20 protein-coding genes and 3 tRNA genes are annotated in these 20,317 nt (G+C 64.5%); 19 read left to right on the top strand and 4 right to left on the bottom strand.

The window, feature by feature from the left end; genetic code table 11:
- Position 1 precedes the first annotated feature (1 nt).
- From QFZ40_RS13275 to QFZ40_RS13245, 7 genes are all read left to right on the top strand, one after another.
- Positions 2 to 1,105, top strand: coding sequence for a sensor histidine kinase (locus QFZ40_RS13275; protein WP_306904923.1), 1,104 nt, complete (start codon positions 2 to 4; stop codon positions 1,103 to 1,105).
- Positions 1,102 to 1,713, top strand: a complete 612-nt coding sequence (locus QFZ40_RS13270) for a response regulator transcription factor (RefSeq protein WP_306904922.1) — start codon at positions 1,102 to 1,104, stop codon at positions 1,711 to 1,713. The genes QFZ40_RS13275 and QFZ40_RS13270 overlap by 4 nt, the downstream gene beginning before the upstream one ends.
- A gap of 88 nt (positions 1,714 to 1,801) precedes the next feature.
- Entirely contained in the window at positions 1,802 to 2,983 is a 1,182-nt protein-coding gene (gene dusB / locus QFZ40_RS13265; RefSeq protein WP_306904921.1) for a tRNA dihydrouridine synthase DusB, read from the top strand.
- Positions 2,967 to 4,265 carry a deoxyguanosinetriphosphate triphosphohydrolase gene (locus tag QFZ40_RS13260; protein WP_306904920.1) on the top strand — a complete coding sequence of 433 codons (1,299 nt, stop codon included), beginning with the start codon at positions 2,967 to 2,969 and terminating at the stop codon, positions 4,263 to 4,265. Before dusB ends, QFZ40_RS13260 begins: the two co-directional genes overlap by 17 nt.
- A 52-nt stretch (positions 4,266 to 4,317) precedes the next feature.
- A complete protein-coding gene (gene dnaG, locus QFZ40_RS13255; protein ID WP_306904919.1) occupies positions 4,318 to 6,243 on the top strand; it encodes a DNA primase in 1,926 nt (641 codons plus the stop codon).
- Between the two features lie 136 nt (positions 6,244 to 6,379).
- Positions 6,380 to 6,452 (top strand) — tRNA-Asn (locus QFZ40_RS13250).
- 124 nt (positions 6,453 to 6,576) lie between these two features.
- Positions 6,577 to 6,649: transfer RNA gene (locus QFZ40_RS13245), tRNA-Asn, on the top strand.
- Between the two features lie 102 nt (positions 6,650 to 6,751).
- Here QFZ40_RS13245 and QFZ40_RS13240 read toward each other — a convergent pair.
- From QFZ40_RS13240 to QFZ40_RS13230, 3 genes are all read right to left on the bottom strand, one after another.
- Positions 6,752 to 7,159: a hypothetical protein gene (locus QFZ40_RS13240; protein WP_306904917.1), complete on the bottom strand. Its 408-nt coding sequence runs from the start codon at positions 7,157 to 7,159 to the stop codon at positions 6,752 to 6,754.
- Between the two features lie 118 nt (positions 7,160 to 7,277).
- Positions 7,278 to 7,457: a hypothetical protein gene (locus tag QFZ40_RS13235; RefSeq protein WP_306904916.1), complete on the bottom strand. Its 180-nt coding sequence runs from the start codon at positions 7,455 to 7,457 to the stop codon at positions 7,278 to 7,280.
- A gap of 58 nt (positions 7,458 to 7,515) precedes the next feature.
- Complete coding sequence (locus QFZ40_RS13230; protein ID WP_373427432.1) at positions 7,516 to 8,772, bottom strand: multidrug effflux MFS transporter; 1,257 nt, start codon at positions 8,770 to 8,772, stop codon at positions 7,516 to 7,518.
- Between the two features lie 142 nt (positions 8,773 to 8,914).
- Between QFZ40_RS13230 and QFZ40_RS13225 the strand changes: the two genes are divergently transcribed.
- The 6 genes from QFZ40_RS13225 (at position 8,915) to QFZ40_RS13200 (ending at position 14,273) form a co-directional block, all read left to right on the top strand.
- The gene (locus QFZ40_RS13225; RefSeq protein WP_306904914.1) at positions 8,915 to 9,769 is read left to right on the top strand and encodes a phage holin family protein; all 855 of its coding nucleotides are present in this window, start codon (positions 8,915 to 8,917) and stop codon (positions 9,767 to 9,769) included.
- 109 nt (positions 9,770 to 9,878) lie between these two features.
- Positions 9,879 to 10,505 (top strand): CDP-alcohol phosphatidyltransferase family protein, encoded by a 627-nt coding sequence (locus tag QFZ40_RS13220; protein WP_306904913.1) that lies wholly within the window; start codon positions 9,879 to 9,881, stop codon positions 10,503 to 10,505.
- Positions 10,505 to 11,413 carry a DMT family transporter gene (locus QFZ40_RS13215; protein WP_306904912.1) on the top strand — a complete coding sequence of 303 codons (909 nt, stop codon included), beginning with the start codon at positions 10,505 to 10,507 and terminating at the stop codon, positions 11,411 to 11,413. Before QFZ40_RS13220 ends, QFZ40_RS13215 begins: the two co-directional genes overlap by 1 nt.
- A gap of 112 nt (positions 11,414 to 11,525) precedes the next feature.
- Positions 11,526 to 12,722: a glycosyltransferase gene (locus QFZ40_RS13210; RefSeq protein ID WP_306904911.1), complete on the top strand. Its 1,197-nt coding sequence runs from the start codon at positions 11,526 to 11,528 to the stop codon at positions 12,720 to 12,722.
- Between the two features lie 79 nt (positions 12,723 to 12,801).
- Positions 12,802 to 12,875 (top strand) — tRNA-Ile (locus QFZ40_RS13205).
- Positions 12,876 to 13,082: 207 nt separating this feature from the next.
- On the top strand, positions 13,083 to 14,273 hold the full coding sequence (locus tag QFZ40_RS13200) for an acyl-CoA dehydrogenase family protein (protein ID WP_306904910.1): 1,191 nt from the start codon (positions 13,083 to 13,085) through the stop codon (positions 14,271 to 14,273).
- 2 nt (positions 14,274 to 14,275) lie between these two features.
- Here the strand turns inward: QFZ40_RS13200 and QFZ40_RS13195 are convergent, their stop codons facing one another.
- Complete coding sequence (locus QFZ40_RS13195) at positions 14,276 to 14,830, bottom strand: M23 family metallopeptidase (protein WP_306904909.1); 555 nt, start codon at positions 14,828 to 14,830, stop codon at positions 14,276 to 14,278.
- 475 nt (positions 14,831 to 15,305) lie between these two features.
- On the opposite strand from QFZ40_RS13195, the gene rpsB reads away from it, so the two are divergent.
- The 6 genes from rpsB (at position 15,306) to QFZ40_RS13165 (ending at position 20,304) form a co-directional block, all read left to right on the top strand.
- Positions 15,306 to 16,193 carry a 30S ribosomal protein S2 gene (rpsB, locus tag QFZ40_RS13190; RefSeq protein WP_306904908.1) on the top strand — a complete coding sequence of 296 codons (888 nt, stop codon included), beginning with the start codon at positions 15,306 to 15,308 and terminating at the stop codon, positions 16,191 to 16,193.
- Positions 16,194 to 16,322: 129 nt separating this feature from the next.
- Positions 16,323 to 17,159, top strand: a complete 837-nt coding sequence (gene tsf, locus QFZ40_RS13185; protein WP_306904907.1) for a translation elongation factor Ts — start codon at positions 16,323 to 16,325, stop codon at positions 17,157 to 17,159.
- A gap of 126 nt (positions 17,160 to 17,285) precedes the next feature.
- Positions 17,286 to 18,023: a UMP kinase gene (gene pyrH / locus QFZ40_RS13180; RefSeq protein WP_306904906.1), complete on the top strand. Its 738-nt coding sequence runs from the start codon at positions 17,286 to 17,288 to the stop codon at positions 18,021 to 18,023.
- A gap of 126 nt (positions 18,024 to 18,149) precedes the next feature.
- Positions 18,150 to 18,707 carry a ribosome recycling factor gene (frr, locus tag QFZ40_RS13175; RefSeq protein WP_306904905.1) on the top strand — a complete coding sequence of 186 codons (558 nt, stop codon included), beginning with the start codon at positions 18,150 to 18,152 and terminating at the stop codon, positions 18,705 to 18,707.
- On the top strand, positions 18,707 to 19,630 hold the full coding sequence (locus tag QFZ40_RS13170) for a phosphatidate cytidylyltransferase (protein ID WP_306904904.1): 924 nt from the start codon (positions 18,707 to 18,709) through the stop codon (positions 19,628 to 19,630). Before frr ends, QFZ40_RS13170 begins: the two co-directional genes overlap by 1 nt.
- 89 nt (positions 19,631 to 19,719) lie before the next feature.
- Entirely contained in the window at positions 19,720 to 20,304 is a 585-nt protein-coding gene (locus QFZ40_RS13165) for a DivIVA domain-containing protein (RefSeq protein ID WP_306904903.1), read from the top strand.
- Positions 20,305 to 20,317 lie beyond the last annotated feature (13 nt).

Genomic DNA, 20,317 nt, shown 5'->3' with positions numbered 1-20,317 from the left:
GATGACAGAGACGATGACAGCAGGCCGGCGAGGGCCGCGCGGCTGGATTGTCGGCGCGGGCTTCTCGATCCTCCTATGGGCATGGCCCACCTGGGACCTCGTGTGGTCCGTGGAGGAGCCCCTCGGCTGGAAGGCCGTGTCCTCCGCCCTGCTGGTCGCATTCTTTGCCGCATACGCCTTCCTTCCCCCGATCAGCTGGCGCAGGGGAGTCCGGACGGGCATCGCAACCGTCTGCACCCTGCTGGCCCTGAACGTGGCGATCATTGCCATGATGGGGACAGAAGCATTGTGGACATGGCCGTTCCTCTCCTGCGCCATCGCCATGACGGCCCTTCCGCGGCGCCTGGACCTTGCCCTGATCATCGGCCTGTCGGCAGCATCCCTGGCCGCCCAGGTCATGGCCGGAAACCTGCACCAGACGTTCACGCAGCCTGCCCTGGTGCTGTCCTTGGGGCTGATGATGTCAGCCTTTGGCAGGCTGATCCGGCAGACTGCCCGTCTTCGGGCGGCGCAGACAGAACTGGCGGACACCGCCGTCGCCGCCGAACGGAGCAGGATGGCCCGGGACATGCATGACATCCTGGGCCACTCCCTGACGGTGATAGCCATCAAGGCAGAGCTCGCGGGGCGAATGCTGGAAGAGGCTCCCGCGAATCCCGCCGGGGCCAGGGCCGCGGCAGAGATCACCGCGGTTCAGGATCTTGCCCGGGGTGCGCTCGCCGACATCCGTGCCACGGTGGCCGGCTATCGCGGTGTCAACGTACTGGCTGAGCTCGCCGTGGCGAGGAATGCCTTGGAGTCGGCCGGGATCGACGCTGAACTCCCGGGGACGGCGGATCTGGTGCCATCCCGGCATCGCGAGCTCTTCGGCTGGATACTCCGGGAAGGGGTGACAAACGTCCTGCGGCACTCGGGCGCCGCGCGCTGCCGCGTCGGGCTGACGGCATCTACTGTCGTGGTGGAAGACGATGGTGTCGGTCCCGTTTCCGGTGCCGCCTTCGGCACCGGGCTGTCAGGTATCCGTGAACGGGTGGGTACCGCCGGGGGAACGCTCAGCATTGGCATCAGTGACATGGGTGGTTTCAGATTGGAGGTCGACGTATGAGCATCCGGTTGGTAATTGCAGACGATCAGGCCCTCGTGCGGGGAGCCCTCGCCGCCCTGCTCGGGCTGGAACCCGACATCGAGGTGGTGGCAGAGCTGGGCGACGGAGCCGGAGTGGCGGCCGCCGTCGTCGAGCATTCGGCCGATGTGGCGATGCTCGACGTCGAGATGCCCGGCCTGGACGGCATCAGGGCGGCGGCAGCCGTCCGACGGGCGGCGCCGTCCTGTCGCGTCCTGATGGTTACCACCTTCGGCCGGCCCGGATACCTCAAGCGCGCCATGTTGGCGGGAGCCTCCGGGTTCGTGGTGAAGGACACGCCTGCGCGGCAACTCGCCGAGGCGGTACGCCGGGTACATATGGGCCTGCGTGTCGTCGATCCGGCGCTCGCGGCCGAGTCGCTGGCTTCCGGGGACAGTCCGCTGAGCGAGCGTGAAGCGGACGTGCTCCGGGCGGCGTCCGGCGGAGGGACAGTCGCGGACATCGCCAAGGCAGCCATCCTGTCGGAAGGAACCGTCCGGAACTACCTGTCGGCCGCGATGGCCAAGACCGGCGGCCGGACCAGAGCCGAAGCCGCAAGGATCGCAGCCGACAACGGCTGGCTGCTTTAGGCCTAACTGCTTTGCGGATTGGCATGGACAGCCAGGGGGCAGGACCCGCCGGGCGCGCCGATTTGCCCGGCTTTGCGACAATGGACAGGTGACTGTTGTAGCAACGCCTCCTGCCCCCAAGCTGGAACTCCCTCCCCTGAAGCTGGGCCCCATCACGGTGGACACCCCCGTGATCCTTGCCCCCATGGCGGGCATCACCAACTCCGCCTTCCGTCGCTTGTGCCGTGAATACGGCGGCGGCATGTACGTCGCGGAAATGGTCACCTCCCGCGCGCTGGTGGAACGCACCCCGGAATCGCTTCGGATCATTTCGCACGACGACGACGAGAAGGTCCGCTCCGTCCAGCTGTACGGCGTGGATCCGGTCACCGTGGGCCAGGCCGTACGGATGCTCGTCGAGGAGGACCGTGCGGACCACATCGACCTGAACTTCGGCTGCCCCGTTCCCAAGGTCACCCGGCGCGGCGGCGGCTCGGCGTTGCCCTGGAAGATCGACCTTTTCACCTCCATCGTCCAGACTGCGGTCAGGGAAGCCTCCAAGGGCAACGTGCCGCTCACCATCAAGATGCGCAAGGGCATCGACGAAGACCACCTGACGTACCTCGACGCCGGGAGGATCGCCCGCGATGCCGGCGTGGCCGCCGTCGCACTCCACGGCCGCACCGCGGCGCAGTTCTATTCCGGACAGGCGGACTGGACAGCCATTGCACGCCTGCGCGAAGCGCTCCCGGACATCCCCGTCCTGGGCAACGGGGACATCTGGTCCGCAGAAGATGCCGTCCGCATGGTCCGTGAAACCGGGGTTGACGGAGTCGTGATTGGCCGCGGCTGCCAAGGTCGCCCGTGGCTGTTCGGGGACCTGATGGCGGCTTTCGAGGGCAGCGATGAGCGCCACAAGCCGGCCCTTCGCCAGGTGGCGGAAGGCGTGTACCGGCACGCCCAGCTCATGATCGAAACCTTCGGCGGCGACGAAGGCAAGGCGCTCCGCGAGATCCGCAAGCACATGGCCTGGTACTTCAAGGGCTACGTTGTCGGCAGCGAACTGCGCACCAGGCTGGCCATGGTGGCAACTCTCGAGGGGCTCAGGGAGACCCTGGACGAACTGGACCTGGACTCGCCATATCCAGGCGTCGACGCGGAAGGCCCCCGCGGACGTGCCGGCTCGCCCAAGAAGCCGGCGCTGCCCAAGGACTGGCTCGACTCGCGCGCCCTCAACGACGCCCAGTCCCGGGACATCTCGGCTGCGGAACTGGATGTTTCCGGTGGCTGAAACCCGTACCAGCGCACCTGTCCTGCCCGGCTACGAAGCCCATGACTTCGCCCGCTGGGTGGAGGAGCCGCCCAAAAGCACCTACCGTTCCGACTTCGAGCGAGACCGGGCAAGGGTGCTGCATTCCTCGGCCCTGCGCCGCCTCGGTGCCAAGACGCAGGTGGTGGCCCCCGACACCGACGACTTTGTCCGGACCCGCCTGACGCACAGCCTGGAAGTGGCACAGGTGGGCCGCGAACTGGGCCGCGCCCTGGGCTGCGATCCGGACGTGGTGGACACAGCGTGCCTCAGCCATGACCTCGGGCACCCGCCCTTTGGGCATAACGGCGAATCGGCCCTGAACGAGGTGGCGCACGCCATCGGCGGGTTCGAGGGGAACGCCCAGACCCTCCGGCTGCTCACCCGCCTCGAGCCAAAAGTCCTGGCCCCGGACGGCAGCCCCGCGGGGCTGAACCTCACCCGCGCCAGCCTCGATGCCGCGGCGAAGTACCCGTGGTCCGCACTGGAGGCTCCCGTGATCCACGGGCAGCGCACCAGCAAGTTCGGCGCCTATGAGGACGACCTGCCCATCTTCACCTGGATCAGGGAGGGAGCGCCGGTGCGCCGGTCCTGCCTGGAGGCACAGGTCATGGACCTCGCAGACGACATCTCCTACTCAGTGCACGACGTCGAGGACGCGATCGTGGCCGGGCACTTCCAGCTGCGCTGGATGGACAACCCGGACCACCGCGCCCGCGTGGTGGGCTACGCCAAGCAGTGGTACCTCCCGCACAATGACCCCGCCGCGATCGACGCCGCCCTCGCCCGGCTCGAGGCAACCGATGTCTGGGTCCGGGAAGCCGATGGCAGCCGCAAATCCATGGCTGCCCTGAAGAACATGACCAGCCAGCTGATCGGCCGGTTCTGCCAGAGCGCACTGGAAACCACCCGCGCCGTGTACGGCCCCGAAAACCTCACCCGCTATAACGCCCAGCTGATGGTCCCGGACGAGACAGTGATGGAAATCGCCGTCATGAAAGGCCTGGCCACCACCTTCGTGATGACCACCGAACACCGGCAGCCCATCTATGAGCGCCAGCGCGAAGTGCTGCACGCCCTGGTCACCGCCCTCAGCGCCACGGGGGACCGGCACCTGGAACCGATGTTCGCGGCTGACTGGCGGGACGCTCCCGACGACGGCGCCCGGCTCAGGGTGGTGATCGACCAGGTCGCCTCGCTGACCGACGTGTCCGCCCTGGCAATGTATGAACGGCTGGTCGGCAGCCTGCCGTCGCTGTGGTGAGGATCGCCGGAAGGTGGCTACCGCCGTCGTACCCCCGCATTAGGATTACTCTGTGGCTGGCCTGATCAAACGTGAAGATATCGACGAAGTACGCCAGCGCACGGACATCAAGGAAGTGGTTGACGGCTACGTCACGCTCAAGGGTGCCGGGCTGGGAACGTTCAAGGGCCTGTGCCCTTTCCACGACGAGCGGTCACCGTCCTTCACAGTCCGCCCGCAGGTAGGCAGGTACCACTGCTTTGGCTGCGGCGAGGACGGCGACGTCATCGCCTTTGTGCAGAAGCAGGACCACACCTCCTTCCAGGAGGCAGTGGAGAAACTGGCCGCCCGCATCGGCTACGAGCTCCGCTACGAAGACGGCGGCACCGGCCCCAACCGCGAGGAAGTGGGCAAGCGGCAACGGCTCCTGGACGCGCACAAGATTGCCGACGAGTTCTTCCGTGCCCAGCTGCTCACTCCCGGCGCCGCAGAGGGCCGCAGTTTCCTGCACGGCCGCGGCTTTGACCGGGCTGCCGCCGAACAGTTCGGAGTGGGCTACGCGCCGCAGGGCTGGGATGCGCTGCTCAAACACCTCAGGGGGCGGGGCTTTACCGACCAGGAACTCAAGCTGACAGGAATGTTTTCCGAGGGCAATCGGGGCATTTATGACCGGTTCCGGGGCCGCCTGATCTGGCCTATCCGGGATATCGCCGGGGACACCATTGGCTTCGGCGCCCGCAAGCTCTACGAGGATGATCAGGGACCCAAATACCTCAACACCCCGGAGACCACGCTCTACAAGAAATCCCAGGTCCTTTATGGCATCGACCTCGCCAAGCGCAACATCGCCAAGGACCGGCAGCTCGTGGTGGTTGAAGGCTACACGGACGTGATGGCCTGCCACCTGGCTGGAATCCCGACGGCGGTGGCCACCTGCGGTACAGCGTTCGGCACCGAACACATCAAGATCGCCCGCCGCCTGCTGTCCGACGACGGCACCGGGGGAGAAGTCATCTTCACCTTCGACGGCGACGCCGCCGGGCAGAAGGCGGCCCTGCGGGCCTTCGAAGAGGACCAGCGCTTCACTGCACAGACTTATGTTGCGGTAGAGCCCACCGGCGCCGACCCCTGCGACCTGCGCCAGAGCAAAGGCGACGAGGCAGTCCACGCGCTGGTTCAGTCGCGCCGGCCACTGTTCGAATTCGCCATCCGCACCACGCTCAAGCAGTTCAACCTGGACACTGTGGAAGGGCGGGTGCAGGGCCTGAAGGCCTCGGTGCCGGTAGTGGCGGCCATCAGGGACGCCTCCACGAGGACAGGCTATTGCCAGGCGTTGACCGGCTGGCTGGGAATGCCGGATCCCAACGAGGTGCTGCGGATGGTCAACGCCGCGGTCAAACGCGGCGACCAGGCGGGCCCTGGCAACCCTGCTGCCGCCGGTGTCCAGGCCCAGGGGAGGCCGGCGCAACCCGGCGGACCCGGCGTTGCGCAAGGACCGGCGTCGGGCGCTGTCCCTTCCTTCCACCGTCCGGACCCGCGCGACCCCGTCGCGTCCATGGAACGGCAGGCACTGGAGGTGGCGCTGCAGGAGCCCGCACTCCTGGGAGGCGGCATCTGGGAACGTTTCTCGGCTGCGAGATTCATCACACCGGCGTTCCAGGCCGTCCATGATGCCATGCGGGCTTCAGGACCCGGGCTCATCGGTGACCCTGTGCGCTGGGTTGAGCAGGTCATGGATGAAGTGCCGGAACCGCTCCGGCCGCTGGTTTCCGAGCTCGCGGTGGTCCCCCTTCCGGCAAGCACCGAGGAGGCCGTCCAGAAGTACTGCAGGGATATCCTGGCGCGGCTGTTCGAGCTGCAGATCACGCGGGTGAAGGCGGACAAGATGGGACAGTTGCAGCGGCTGGACCCTGCGGCCGATCCTGAGGAGTTCCAGCGGTTGAACCGGGAACTGATGATTCTGGAAATGGAGCGCCGGGCACTGCGGTCCGACGCATAGAACACGACTTGTGCAGGGGACGGCGGACTCCCGCAGGACGCTGGCCGCGATCCGCTTTTAGCTCGCGCTTTTGGTTCCCGATTCACTTCCGATTTCACATCCCCGCTGGGCCTTGCTAGGCTTGTAGCCGCTTCATTCCTCCTTAGCTCAATTGGCAGAGCATTCGACTGTTAATCGAAGGGTTGCTGGTTCAAGTCCAGCAGGAGGAGCGCGCAGCCCCCGTTCCGGATGTCCGGAACGGGGTTTTTTTATACCCCAGGCGGGTATTTACTCCCGTTCCGCCGCCGATTTCCCATAGCCGTGGAACCTTTGCTAAGGTCATACCTGCTTCATTCCTCCTTAGCTCAATTGGCAGAGCATTCGACTGTTAATCGAAGGGTTGCTGGTTCAAGTCCAGCAGGAGGAGCAAACCCCGAAGATCCCCGTCCTCAAGTGTGAGGACGGGGATCTTTGCTTTGGTTGCCGGTGCTTGTTCGGGAGGCCGCCGCCGCTTGTCGGGCGCGACGTGTCAGACGAAATCCATCTCCACCTGCAGGAAGCGCTCGGCTTCGGCGATCGCTGCAAGGAACGCCTCACGCTCCGTGGGCGACTTGCGCGGCTCGCGGGGATGCCATTCGTGGGGTGCGGAGTGCACGCGTACGAAGCCGGTGTCCGGTGGAGCGTAGAAGATGCCGAAACGCTGCACTGGCCACTCAGGCGAGGTCTCCGGGGCTACCAGGAGTGCGGCATTGAACGCGGGGTTGAACCATTGGGCGATAGGCCGCCGCCTGTCTTCGGTGAACAGCCCCGCAGCGTAGAGCGCAGCCGACTGCTGACCGGTCTGGGCACACAGGCGCTCCCACCACAGAGGCAAAATGCCGGAGTCGCACCGTTGCCACGTGGCCGGAAGTGGCGGTTGGTCCTGCCAGCTGGGCACGGAATCATTTTATCGCTCTAATGGTCCCGGGCGGCAGTGGTAGCCGGGCGCAACGGCCAGGGTGGCGCGCTTCGCCAGGGCCGGAACGGCGCCGGGTCCGGAGAGGGCCGGAGGATGGTCAGGGGAGGTTCCAAGGGCCGGGGTTGATCCGGTACAGCAGGGCCGAGCCTGCCAGCGTCCCCAGGATGATCCCGATGCCGGGACTGCCCAGTGCGCGGCCGGCGAAATAGCCTACGACGGCGCCCAGCACCGCCCCGACGAAGAGTCCCCGCCGGTTCCGGTGCGGTTTGCGTTTCATCGTTCCACCCTAGTGAATGGACGGCCTAATGACGGATGGGCCTAATGAATTGACGGGCCTAATGAATTGACGGGACAGTGCGGGGCTTAACCACGAGCCACAGGGCACTGATCGAGAGCAGGATGCAGGCGGCCTGCACAGCACCCATGGGAGTGGCGCTCTGGATGCCCAGCCACCCCACCACGGGAGATATGAGGCCGGCCATCAGGAAGGTGGCGGCACCCAGCAGGGAAGCCGCAGTTCCGGCTTGTGCGCCGTGGCTGGCCAGCGCCAGGACCTGGACGCAGGGAAAGGTGAAGCCCGTGCCCAGGATGTAGAACCATAGCGGCACCATGACGCCCCATAACCCCAGGCCCAGCTGGTCGAAGATCACGATCAGCACAGCCATCAGGAACATCCATGCGGTGGAACCGGCAAGGATCCATTGCGGCGGTACACGTCTGATCAGCCTCGCGCTTGTCTGCACCCCGGCGACGATGCCCAGCGAGTTGATGCCGAACAGGAGGCCGTACTGCTGGGGTGAGAAGCCGAAAACGTCCTGGAAGAGGAACGGCGATGCGGAAAGGTACGTGAACAGGCCGGCGAAGTTCATCCCGCCCAGCAGCAGGAGCCCGACGAAGATCCGGTCGGTGAAGAGGACCGTGTACCGCTGCCGGGCGGTCATGCCTGACTGGCCGCGCTTTTCCGGGGGCAGGGTTTCGCGGACCAGGAAGAGCGCGGCCACGATCACCAGTGCGGCGTACGAGGCGAGGAACACAAAGATGCCGGGCCAAGGCATCACCAGGAGAAGCTGCGAGCCGATGACCGGGGCCAGGATCGGAGCCAGGCCGTTCACGAGTGCCATCCGCGAGAACATCCGGACCATCGCATACCCGGAGAAGAGGTCCCGGACCATGGCCATGGCAACCACCCCGCCGCCGGCCGCGCCCACGCCCATCAGAATCCGGAACAGTCCCAGGGTGGCAATATCGGTGGAGAGCGCGGCGCCCACCGAAGCGATGATATGCACGGCCGTGGCCAGGATCAGGGGTCCCCGCCGGCCGAACTTGTCGCTGAAGGGACCCACCACCAACTGGCCCAGGGCGAAGCCGACTGTGGTGCCGGCCAGGGTCAGCTGCACCTGCGCCTCGGTTACGCCCAGGCTGGTTTCCAGAGCGGGAAACGCAGGGAGGTACAGGTCGATCGTAAAGGGGCCCAGGGCGGTAAGGGCGCCAAGCAGGAGGATGTACAGAAGTTTCCGGCGGCGGCTCAGTAAATCGCCCGGATTGGGGGAATTGGTCACGGAGAACAATCCTAGGCCCGGAACAGTTTTCATTTACAGCGTTGGAGGGCACGCCGCACGGTAAGCCCCGAAGTTCGGCCTGAACCTGAATGATAGCTTTGTGGCGGGGACTGTACAGCACACTCTCCGCAGACACGTAAGCCGAATCGACCATGTAACCAGTAAGGCGGAACCGATGAGCGGACGTCACAGCGGGCGGACCAGCCAGGGGCTGCGCATCACCGCGCTGCCCAGGACGCTTAAACTCCTTTTCCGGCTGGCCCCTCGCCAGCTTAATGACGAGATCGCCCTCGCCAAGGTCGAGATCAAGCGCAAGGGCATCCAGCTCGGTGTGGCTGCGGCTTTCTTCGCCGTCGCCCTTATTTTTGCCGTCTTCCTGGTCGTGGGGCTGATCGTTGCAGCGATCATGGGTCTCGCCACTGTCATGCCGGCGTGGCTGGCAGCGCTGCTGGTCAGCGCAGCCTTCCTGCTCGTTGCCTTGATCGGTGCCCTGATCGGCGTCCGGAAATTCAAGAAGGCCATGCCGCTGGTTCCGGAGGAGGCCATCCGGGGGATCAAGCACGACTTGGGGATTGCCAAGGAGGGCTCGGACTTCAATGCCGCACTCCTCGACCCGGCGAGTCCGGAAGCGAAGGCAGCCAAGGCGGCCAAGGATGAAGCTGCGGCGAAGGCCAAGGCCGAGAAGCAGGCAAAGGCCGAGGCCCATGACAAGGAGTTCCCGCATGCTTCCGAACCTGAGCTGCACCGCCGCCTGAATCTGCGACGGCGCCACCTGGGTGAGGTCCGCGACGAGCTGGACACGGAACTCGACGTCAAGGCACAGACCCAATATGTGCTTGGAGCAGCGCAGGACCAGCTACGGGAGGGCCGGTTGCTGGTGAACCGTGCCTCGGCATTCGCCGGACAAAAGATTGCCGCAATGAAGGACGCCTCCGGCGAGTCCGGACCGCGTTGGAAGCCGCTTGCGGCCTTCGCCGCTGCAGCCACAGTATTTGTGGTGCTGTTGCGTAAGCTCCTGAAGGACAACTAACACGTACACCGGCTGCACGGCGTTGCCCCGGACAAGGGCCCGGACACCGGTCCACTCACAACAGGAACCACTCACGCCCTCAGAGGCTGCGGGAAGGAAGGGGGACGGGATGAGGTTTATCGGTGCCGGCTCCCGTCCTGGGCGCCCGGAGGTCAATCGCGACCTTGTCTTCACCATCCCCAATATGCTCACCGTTCTGCGCTTCATGGGAGTGCCGCTCTTCATTTGGCTGGTCCTGGCACAGAAGGATTACGGTCTCTCGGTAGTGGTCCTGGCAGTGATGGCCGGCACAGACTGGATTGACGGCTACGTGGCACGCCGTTTCGACCAGGCATCCAACCTTGGCCGCATCATGGATCCCGTCGCAGACCGGCTGGCGCTGATCGCTGTGGCGGTCACCTTGGTGATTGCCGGCGTGGTGAACTGGCTTTACCTGGCCGCCCTGGTGGTTCCCGACGCTGTCCTGCTGGCGCTGACGCTGTCCTTCTTCGGCGGACATCCGGACCTGCCAGTGAGCCGCATCGGGAAGATCCGCACCGGCCTCCTGCTCCTTGGGACACCACTGCTGGTCCTGTCACGGTTGGATTCCGCAGTTTCCGGTGCACTGTATGTTGCCGCCTGGATTGTGTTGGGGCTTGGCCTGGCCGGGCATTGGATTGCCGCGTACAACTATTTCTGGGCCATCCTGCAAAAGGGCAGGATGCGGCAACCGGATCACGACGGCGGGACCGCCTGATGGTGTGGTTTGCTGTCCTGCTGGCGGTGCTAGGCGCCTTTTTCCTTGCCTTCGGCGCGCAGAGGCAGGGGAGTGCCGTCAAGGCGGATACCGGCGGGCTGGGCCTGAGCTCCAACGGCTTCCTGCGCCTGCTGCGGAACCCCCGCTGGCTGCTCGGTGTCCTCCTGCTCTGCACCGGAATGGGGCTGAACGCCGTGGCCCTGGTGTCTGCGCCGCTGACGGTCGTACAGCCCATTGGTGCCATAGCCCTGGTCATCACCACCGTAGTCAACGCGCGGGACCAGGACCTGACAATCAACAGGGCCACAGTTGTGGCCATTTCTGCCTGCGTCGCCGGCTCGGCCCTGTTCGTGGTCCTTGCAGTCTTCGTGACCCAGGAGAACCACCACGTCAGCCCGGAGGACGAGCTCACCATCGTCCTGCTTCTGGCCCTGGCCGTTGGCGTGTTCGGCACGTTGGCAGCCATGTTCAGGCACCGGATGAGTGCCTTCGTCTACATCCTCGGGGCAGGGGTCCTGTTCGGCTTTGTTGCTGTCCTGACCCGCATCATCGGCAAGCACCTGCTGGACCCGAACGGTCTGTTCCTGCTCAACGTGCAGTGGTATTCAGTGGTGGCCATCGCCGCCGCGGGCGGGCTTGGTTCCTGGTTCGTGCAGAATGCTTACTCGAGCGGACCGCCGGACCTGGTCATCGCCGGCCTGACGGTTATCGATCCGATTGTGGGCATCGCCATCGGCATCGTCATCCTGGGGGAACTGCGGCCGGACGTCCACGCCGTGATGGCGATTGCGATGGCCACGGCGGCTTCGCTTGCTATCGTTGGGGTGATCGCCCTCTCCAGGCACCACCCCGAGGTCACCAAGCGCAAGAAGGACGCGAGGAAGGCTGCGGGCAGGGCATCCCACTAGCCCATTTCCGATTAAACCGATTTTCGCAAAGAGGCCCGGCGCCACAGTGCCAGCGGCCAACCGGTGCTGTCAGCGTCAGCTGGCTGCGCCGTGACCATCAGGAGCTCTCCACGTGACAACGCCCGACGACCAGCGACCCCTGACCATCCTGATTGCCGCTGACACCTATCCGCCCCACCTCAACGGAGCGGCCCAGTTCGGCTACCGCCTGGCCAAGGGAATGACCGGCCGGGGGCACAACGTGCACGTGCTGGCCTGCCGGGCGGACAACGGCAAGAGCTTCACCGAATTCCGTTCCGAGGCCACAGTGCATCGGCTCCGCTCGCACGGGGTATTCACCCACGAGTACTTCCGCATCTGCTTCCCGTGGGAAATCAAAAGGGAGATCAGCCTCCTGTTCGACCGCATCAACCCCGACGTGGTGCATATCCAGAGCCACTACATGATCGGTGAGCATGTCCTGTATGAAGCCGTGAAGCGGGGCATCCGGATCGTGGCGACCAACCACTTCATGCCGGAGAACCTCAACCCGTTCCTGCCGTTCCCGCAGTGGTTCAAGGACATCATCGGCCGGATCTCGTGGAAGGACATGGGCAAGGTCATGGGCCAGGCCGACGTCATCACCACCCCCACCCCGCTGGCGGCAAAAGCGATGCACCAGCACGCCTTCCTGCGGAAGGTGCTGCCCCTGTCCAACGGCATCGACTCCTCCGCTTATGAACTGCAACCGGGGGAGGTCATCGAACCCAACCCTCACCCCGTCGTGGTCTTCGTTGGGCGGCTGGCCGAGGAAAAGCATGTGGATGTCCTGATCAAGGCGGTGTCCAAGACGCCTCCTGAGCTGAACGTCCACCTCGAAATCGTCGGCGGAGGTGAGGTCCGGCCCGCCCTTGAAGCCTTGGTGGAAAGGCTCGGAATGGAAGACCGGGTGAAGTTCCGCGGCCTGGCGAGCGACGACGAGCTCCGCGAGACCTACATCAAGGCCGACTTGTTCTGCATGCCCGGAACTGCCGAGTTGCAGTCCCTGGTCACGCTCGAGGCGATGTCCGCGTCAACGCCCGTCCTGCTTGCGGATGCCATGGCACTGCCGCATCTGGTGCGGGACGGCGAAAACGGCTATCTGTTCAAGCCCAATGACAGCGACGATCTGGCCGCCAAGATCACCAGGATCCTGGAACTGCCGCCCGAGGACCGTGCAGCCATGGGTAAGGCCAGCCGCCGGCTGGTGGAACCGCACAGCATTCAGGGCACCCTGCAGACCTTCGAGGATCTTTACCGGGGAGCCGGCTTCGAGGACAAAGTGGTCTGAAGGCATTCCGCGGTTTGCTAGAGTGTTTTTGCCCCGCAGGAGCTGAAGTCCTTCACCGGACCGGAGCTGCAGGGCACACGGGGCTATAGCTCAGCTGGTTAGAGCGCGGGACTCATAATCCTAAGGTCCTCGGTTCAAGTCCGAGTAGCCCTACACAAAACCCTGAACACCAGGGAGACCTCCAACAGCAGGACAACTTCGGACAGCGGAAAACCGTGGCCGGCGCCAAAACGCCGGCCACGGTTTTTTGTTGCGGTTTCTTGTGTTCCCGTCACCACCTGCGGTAAGTTACTGACGAGTAACATATGCCGGGCGCGCGCCCCGGACCCTGCCTGCCACTGCTGACCTATGCGAGGGACCATGCCCACCACAGCTATTGACATCAACGACCTTCCGTACGCCGATGGTGACTTCTTTGCCTTTGAGCAACTGCTCAGCGCGAAGGAGCAGGACCGGCTCGCGGAGATCCGCGGATTCCTGTCCCGTGAAGTGCGACCGATCGCTGTGGACTGCTGGAACCGGGGTGAATTTCCGATGGAGCTCATTCCCAGGCTCGCCGAAATCGACCTGGTCAGTCCCGTGAGGCGGCAGGGCCACTCCAACCTGTTCGCCGGTCTGGTCCATGCCGAAGTGACCCGCGCTGACACTTCCATCGCCACGTTCATGGGCGTTCATGACGGGCTGTTCACCGGTTCCATCGAGGCGCTAGCCTCGCCGGAGCAGCAGGAAGCCTGGCTGCCGGACATCTATGCGCTCAAGAAGATCGGTGCCTTCGGACTGACTGAGCCGCTGGGCGGTTCCGATGTGGCCGGAGGCACCCGCACTACTGCCAGGCGCGACGGGGATACCTGGATCCTCAACGGCGCCAAGCGCTGGATCGGCAACGCCACCTTCTCGGACTGGGTTGTGATCTACGCCCGTGACCTGGCCGACAACCAGGTCAAAGGCTTCCTGGTCGATACCCGCCTTCCAGGCTTCAGTGCCACCAAGATTGAAAACAAGATCTCCCTGCGTACGGTCCAGAACGCGGACATCGTCCTGGAGAACGTGGTGGTTCCTGATTTCTTCAAGCTGGCTCACGCGAACAGTTTCCGTGACACCAACAAAGTCCTGAAGGTCACCCGGCTGGCTGTCGCCTGGCAGGCGGTGGGCCAGCAGTTGGCAGCCTTTGATGTGGCCCGCCGCTATGCCGTTGAGCGTCATCAGTTTGGCCGCCCGCTGGCTTCGTTCCAGCTGGTCCAGAGCCAGCTGGTGCAGATACTCGGCAATGCCGTCAGCTCCATGGGGATGATGGTCAGGCTGTCACAGCTTGAGGACGCCGGGCAGGCGAAGGATGAACAATCCGCCCTCGCGAAGGCGTTCACCACAGCGCGCATGCGCGAAAGCGTGGCGATCGGCCGCAGCCTCCTGGGAGGGAACGGCATTGTGACCGACTTCGAAATGGCGAAGATCTTCGCCGACGCCGAAGCCATCTACTCCTATGAGGGAACGCACGAGGTCAACACCCTGGTGACAGGCCGGGCCATCACGGGCATTTCTGCCATCGTTTGAGCCTAGGGGGGACCTGTCACCGGCAGGAGGACTGACGGGCGGAGATCCAGTACGAATTCCAGCGGATTAACGTACTCATCTCCTCGCCGGACTCCCCAGTGCAGGCAGGCGACGGTCCCGCAGTGGCCGGGCAGCAGGGTCCCGATGACGTCTCCCTTAGCTACGACGTCCCCTGCCGTCAAGGGGCTCTCGACGGGCTCAAAGCTGCTGCGGAGACCGTTCCCGTGGTCGATGGTGATCACCGGCCGGTCAACCACCAGGCCAGCGAAACTCACGGTACCGGCCTCCGGCGAGGTGACAGGAACGCCGTCGTGCGCCGCCGCCAGGTCCACCCCGCGATGGCCGCTCATCCACGGCTTGTCCGGTGGGTCAAAGGCGCGGATTACAGCAGGCTCCGGGGACACCGGCCATTTCCAGGTTTCCCGCGGCGCTGCATGAAGGGAGCCAGGGGCAAGAGGGACCGCTTGCGGCCCTGGCCGCGCGGACATCACTTCCCCGGCGGGGGCCACCGATGCCGGGAGCAGAAGCAGTGCGGCGAGGAGGGCGGAGGCTTTCATCTGCCCAGCATGGCCGGGCGGGCTCCAGCCGGAAAGTGGCGTTTTTGGCCATGTGGAAAACCCTCCCTGCCGTACGTGGACGGGGTGTGGAGCTGTCCGGCGGCAGGAGGGGCCTGTAGTACACTTGGTGGAGCAGTTTGCTGTGCCCTCAACGCTTTTCGCATCAGCGGTTGTATCTCAAGGTGAACACCTGACGTATCAACCGCCTGACCGGACTGTGTCAGCACGTCTCATTCAGAGGTGTGGGGGAGCAGTGGCTGACTACGCGCATCCAGACCTCCAACTCTGAAGCCAATGGCTTTGTGTGAGGAGGATTGCGCCTCCTGCGGTCAGGGTCCCATGGTCCTGATGGGAAGCGCAAAGGATGCCAGGAGCACGGTCCGTCCCGGACCACGCTAAAACAACCGTCAACTATTGGCAGGGTAAGAGGGCCTCAGGGCCTTCTCATGAATGACCTGCCGGAAGGAGCGCCGGCATGCCCGTCGTAACTATGCGCCAGCTGCTTGACAGCGGCGTCCACTTTGGACACCAGACCCGCCGTTGGAACCCGAAGATGAAGCGGTTCATCTTCACGGAACGCAATGGCATCTACATCATCGACCTTCAGCAGTCGCTGTCCTACATCGACCGCGCCTACGAGTTCGTCAAGGCCACCGTTGCACACGGCGGCACCGTCCTGTTCGTCGGCACCAAGAAGCAGGCACAGGAAGCGATTGCCGAGCAGGCCACCCGCGTCGGCCAGCCCTACGTGAACCAGCGCTGGCTCGGCGGTATGCTGACCAACTTCCAGACCGTTTCCAAGCGCATCCAGCGCATGAAGGAACTGGAAGAGATCGACTTCGACGACGTCGCCGGTTCCGCATACACGAAGAAGGAACTGCTGCTCCTTCGCCGCGAACTCACCAAGCTTGAGACCAACCTCGGCGGTATCCGCAACCTGACCAAGGCGCCTTCGGTGCTCTGGATCGTGGACACCAAGAAGGAACACCTTGCTGTTGACGAGGCCAAGAAGCTGAACATCCCGGTGGTGGCCATCCTGGACACCAACTGCGATCCTGACGAAGTCGACTTCCCGATCCCGGGCAACGACGACGCCATCCGCTCCGTGAACCTGCTGACCCGCGTTGTTGCTGACGCTGTTGCCGAGGGCCTGATCGCCCGCAACCAGCGCGCCACCGGCACCACGGAAGCTCCGGAAGAGCCGCTGGCTGAGTGGGAGCGCGAGCTCCTCGAAGGCAGCAAGGCTGAAGAGGCTGCGGCCGTTGAAGCTGCTCCGGCTGCTGAAGAAGCACCCGCCGCTGCCGAGGAAGCCCCGGCTGCTCCGGCTGCTGAGGAAACCCCGGCCGCTGACGCTGACAAGTAACACAAGTACATCCGGATTTTCCGGCGCTGCCCGCAGCGCAGGAGCACCTGACAGGATGGCGGCTCACCTCGTGGGCCGCCGTCCTGTCGGTCCGTACACCACATAAATTTTCTAGACAGAGGGGTTCACATGGCGAACTACACTGCCGCTGATATCAAGGCTCTGCGCGAGCGCACCGGCGCCGGCATGATGGATGTCAAGAAGGCTCTTGACGAAGCCAACGGTGACGCCGAGAAGGCCATCGAAATCATCCGCATCAAGGGCCTGAAGGGCGCCACCAAGCGCGAAGGCCGTTCCACCGCCGAGGGCCTGGTCGCTGCCAAGGTCACCAACGGTGTCGGCGTGATGATCGAGGTCAACTGCGAGACTGACTTCGTTGCCAAAGCCGACAAGTTCATCCAGCTGGCCGACAAGGTCCTGGCCGTGGCTGTGGAGTCCGGCGCAGCCGACCTCGACACCCTGCTGGCAACCGCTGTTGACGGCAAGCCGCTGTCCGAGGTCGTCGTCGAAGAGGGCGCTGTCCTGGGCGAAAAGGTTGTCGTCCGCCGCATCTCCCGCATCGAGGGCGGCACGGTTGACGCCTACCTGCACAAGACGTCCAAGGACCTCCCGGCCCAGGTCGGCGTTCTGTTCGCTGTCGACGGTGAAGGCGAAGCCGCTACCACCGCCGCACACGACGTCGCCGTCCATGTTGCCGCCATGGCGCCGAACTACCTGACCCGCGAAGACGTTCCGTCCGAGCTGGTCGAGTCCGAGCGCCGCATTGCCGAAGAGACCGCCAAGGCTGAAGGCAAGCCCGAGGCAGCCCTCACCAAGATTGTGGAAGGCCGCGTGACGGGCTTCTACAAGGGCGAGGTCCTGGTAGACCAGGCATTCGCCAAGGATGCCAAGAAGTCCGTGGCGCAGGTCCTCGAAGAGGCTGGCGTCAAGCCGACCGCATTCGCGCGTTTCCGCGTCGGCTCCTAGTCGAAACTGCAAGGGGGTGGCCACTTCGGTGGCCGCCCCTTTTGCATGCACGGGCTAAACGTCAGATGAGACCTTTGGCCCCCCGGCACGATAACCTAGCTCAGAGTAAAACAACGGGAAGGCACCATGGAAGCCGTCAACACTTCAGTCCAGCCGGAGAAGACCAGGCGCCGCGTTCTCCTCAAGCTGTCCGGTGAGGTCTTCGGCGGTGGAAAGCTTGGCGTTGATCCCGACACCGTCCGCGACGTAGCCAAACAGATCGCCGCCGCCGTTCCGGAAGTCGAAGTTGCCATCGTCGTCGGCGGAGGCAACTTCTTCCGCGGTGCCGAACTCTCCCAGAGCGGCATGGACCGCTCGCGGGCGGACTACATGGGCATGCTCGGAACCGTCATGAACTGCCTGGCGCTGCAGGACTTCCTGGAGCAGGCCGGCGTTGAAACCCGGGTCCAGAGCGCCATCACCATGGGCCAGGTCGCCGAAGCCTACATTCCCCGCCGCGCCATCCGGCACATGGAGAAAGGCCGCGTGGTCATCTTCGGTGCCGGCGCCGGTCTCCCTTACTTCTCCACGGACACAGTGGCCGCCCAGCGGGCACTGGAAGTCCACGCGGACGTCGTACTCATGGCCAAGAGCGGTGTTGACGCCGTTTACACCGCCGATCCCAAGACTGATCCCACCGCCGAGAGGCTGGAAACCCTCAGCTACGACGACGCCCTGCGTCGCGACATCCGGGTCATGGACCAGACAGCGATGACCATGTGCAAGGACAACAACCTCTCCATGGTTGTCTTCGGCATGGAAGGCGAAGGGAACGTCACCCGCGCCATCCTCGGCGAGAAGCTGGGCACGCTGGTGACCGCCTAGCTACAGCTAGGATGTTTTGAGGACGCTCCCTTCCGGCAACGGAGCAGGGATGGAACCAGGAACACTGAACCACGATTTGTGCATGGACCCGGCATCCCGGACTGCACCAACTTCTGAGGAGAGACCGTGATCGAAGATACCTTGCTCGAAGCCGAGGACAAGATGGACAAGGCTGTTGAGGTAGCCAAGGAAGACTTCGCCTCGATCCGTACGGGGCGGGCCAACCCGGGCCTTTACAACAAGGTCCTGGTGGATTACTACGGCTCACCCACCCCGCTGCAGCAGCTCGCGTCCTTCGCCATTCCGGATGCCCGCACCATCCTCATTACGCCCTTTGACAAGACCGCACTGCGGGACATCGAACGCGCCCTCAGCGACTCCGAGGTCGGCGCCAACCCGTCCAACGACGGCAACGTCATCCGGATCACCATCCCGGACCTGACCCAGGAACGCCGCAAGGAATACGTCAAGATCGTCAAGACCAAGGGCGAGGACGCGAAGATCTCCATCCGGAACATCCGGCGCAAGGCGAAGGAAACCCTGGACAGGCTGGTCAAGGACGGCGAGGCCGGCGAAGATGAAGGCAGCCGTGCGGAGAAGGAACTCGACGCCCTCACCAAGTCCCACGTGGACGGCATCGACGAGCTGCTCAAGCGCAAGGAAGCGGAGCTGCTCGAAGTCTGATGAGCCAGGCAGAGCAGGCACCCGCACAACGGGCGCGCACGAGGGGAAAGCTGCCCCGAAGCAACCCGACACCGAAGGCCGGGCGGAACCTTCCGGCGGCGACGGTGGTGGGGCTGGCCATGCTCATCGCGGTCCTTTGCGGACTGCTCTTCCTCCCGCTCGGCTTCGTTGCCATCACCACCACCTTTGCTGTCTTCGGAGTGTGGGAGATCTTCCGCGCCCTTGAGGCGAACGGGACCCGGATGCCCATTGTCCCGGTCATGACCGGGACAGTGGCCATGCCCTTTGCCGCGTACTTCGGCGGGCTGGAGAGCCTTCTTTTCGCCATGCTCCTCAGCTGCGTGGCCGTGCTGCTCTGGCGTTCGGTCGAAAGCGCGGCAGGGTCGGCCAACAGCATCTTCGCCGGTGTCTTCACCCTCGGCTGGGTTCCTTTTTTCATCAGCTTTGCCGCCTTGCCGCTCCATGCTTCAGGAGCAGCCACCCCGCTTGGCCTGTGGCCGGGCGGAACCGTCCCGCACGGGGCCTGGGAAGTGGCCGTCATGCTGCTGCTGGTGGTCTCCAACGACACCTTCGGCTACCTGGTGGGCGCGTCGCTGGGGAAACACCCGATGGCGCCCAAGATCAGCCCGAAGAAGTCCTGGGAAGGGTTTGCCGGCTCCATCGCCGGCGCCATACTGATCGGCGTCCTGGCCAGCATCTTCCTCCTGGACAAGCCCTGGTGGGTGGGCGTGGTCCTGGCCGTCGGCCTTGTCGCGGCATCCACTGCCGGCGACCTCGCCGAGTCAATGGTCAAGCGCGAGCTGGGGATCAAGGACATGAGCAGCATCCTCCCCGGTCACGGTGGGGTGATGGACCGGCTGGACTCCATCGTTTTCGCCTCGCCCGTAGCGATTGTCCTCTACGGGTTCGTCGCTGGAGCCTGACCCGACCCGCAACGCCAGTAGAATCCCCGGGGCCGCCAATATACTGGTGCGACACCGACCCCGGCCGAAGAACATTGAAGGAACATAAAGTGGCAGTGGATTTCCAACGGCAGATTCCCGCGTCCTTTGAACGCGTGCAGCGCAGTGAGTACGGCTACAACGCCAAGCAGGTGGACCAGTTCCTCCAGCGCGCCCGCGTGTCCCTTGAGACGCCGAATGCGGCCGTCCATGCCATCGGGAGCGCCGACGTCCGAAGCGTCAGCTTTGATCCCGTCAAAGGCGGCTACTCGGCGTCTGTGGTAGACGCAGCGCTGGACAGGCTCGAGGACGCCTTCGCCCGCCGCGAGCGGGACGAACTGATCGCCTCCAGCGGCGAGGAAGCATGGCTGCGCGACATCGGACAGCTCTCCGGCATCCTGCGCGGACGGCTGCACAGGCCCGACGGCGAACGCTTCCGCCGCCCGTCGAAGAAGAAGATCCGCAGCTACAACACCGTAGACGTGGACAATCTCTGCCGTGACCTGATCGGCTACCTTGAGGAGGACAAGCCGCTCAGCGTTGACAACGTCCGCAGGGCGGTTTTCCGGCCTGCCGTGGGTCATGACGGGTACGAGGAAAACCAGGTTGACGCGTTCCTGGACCGGGTGGTTGAGCTGATGGCTGCCATCGACTGACGCGCGGCTGAGG

The sequence above is a fragment of the Arthrobacter pascens genome (assembly GCF_030816475.1).
GTDB classification, from domain to species: Bacteria; Actinomycetota; Actinomycetes; order Actinomycetales; family Micrococcaceae; genus Arthrobacter; species Arthrobacter pascens_B.
This window is presented reverse-complemented; position numbering and strand designations above follow the sequence as displayed.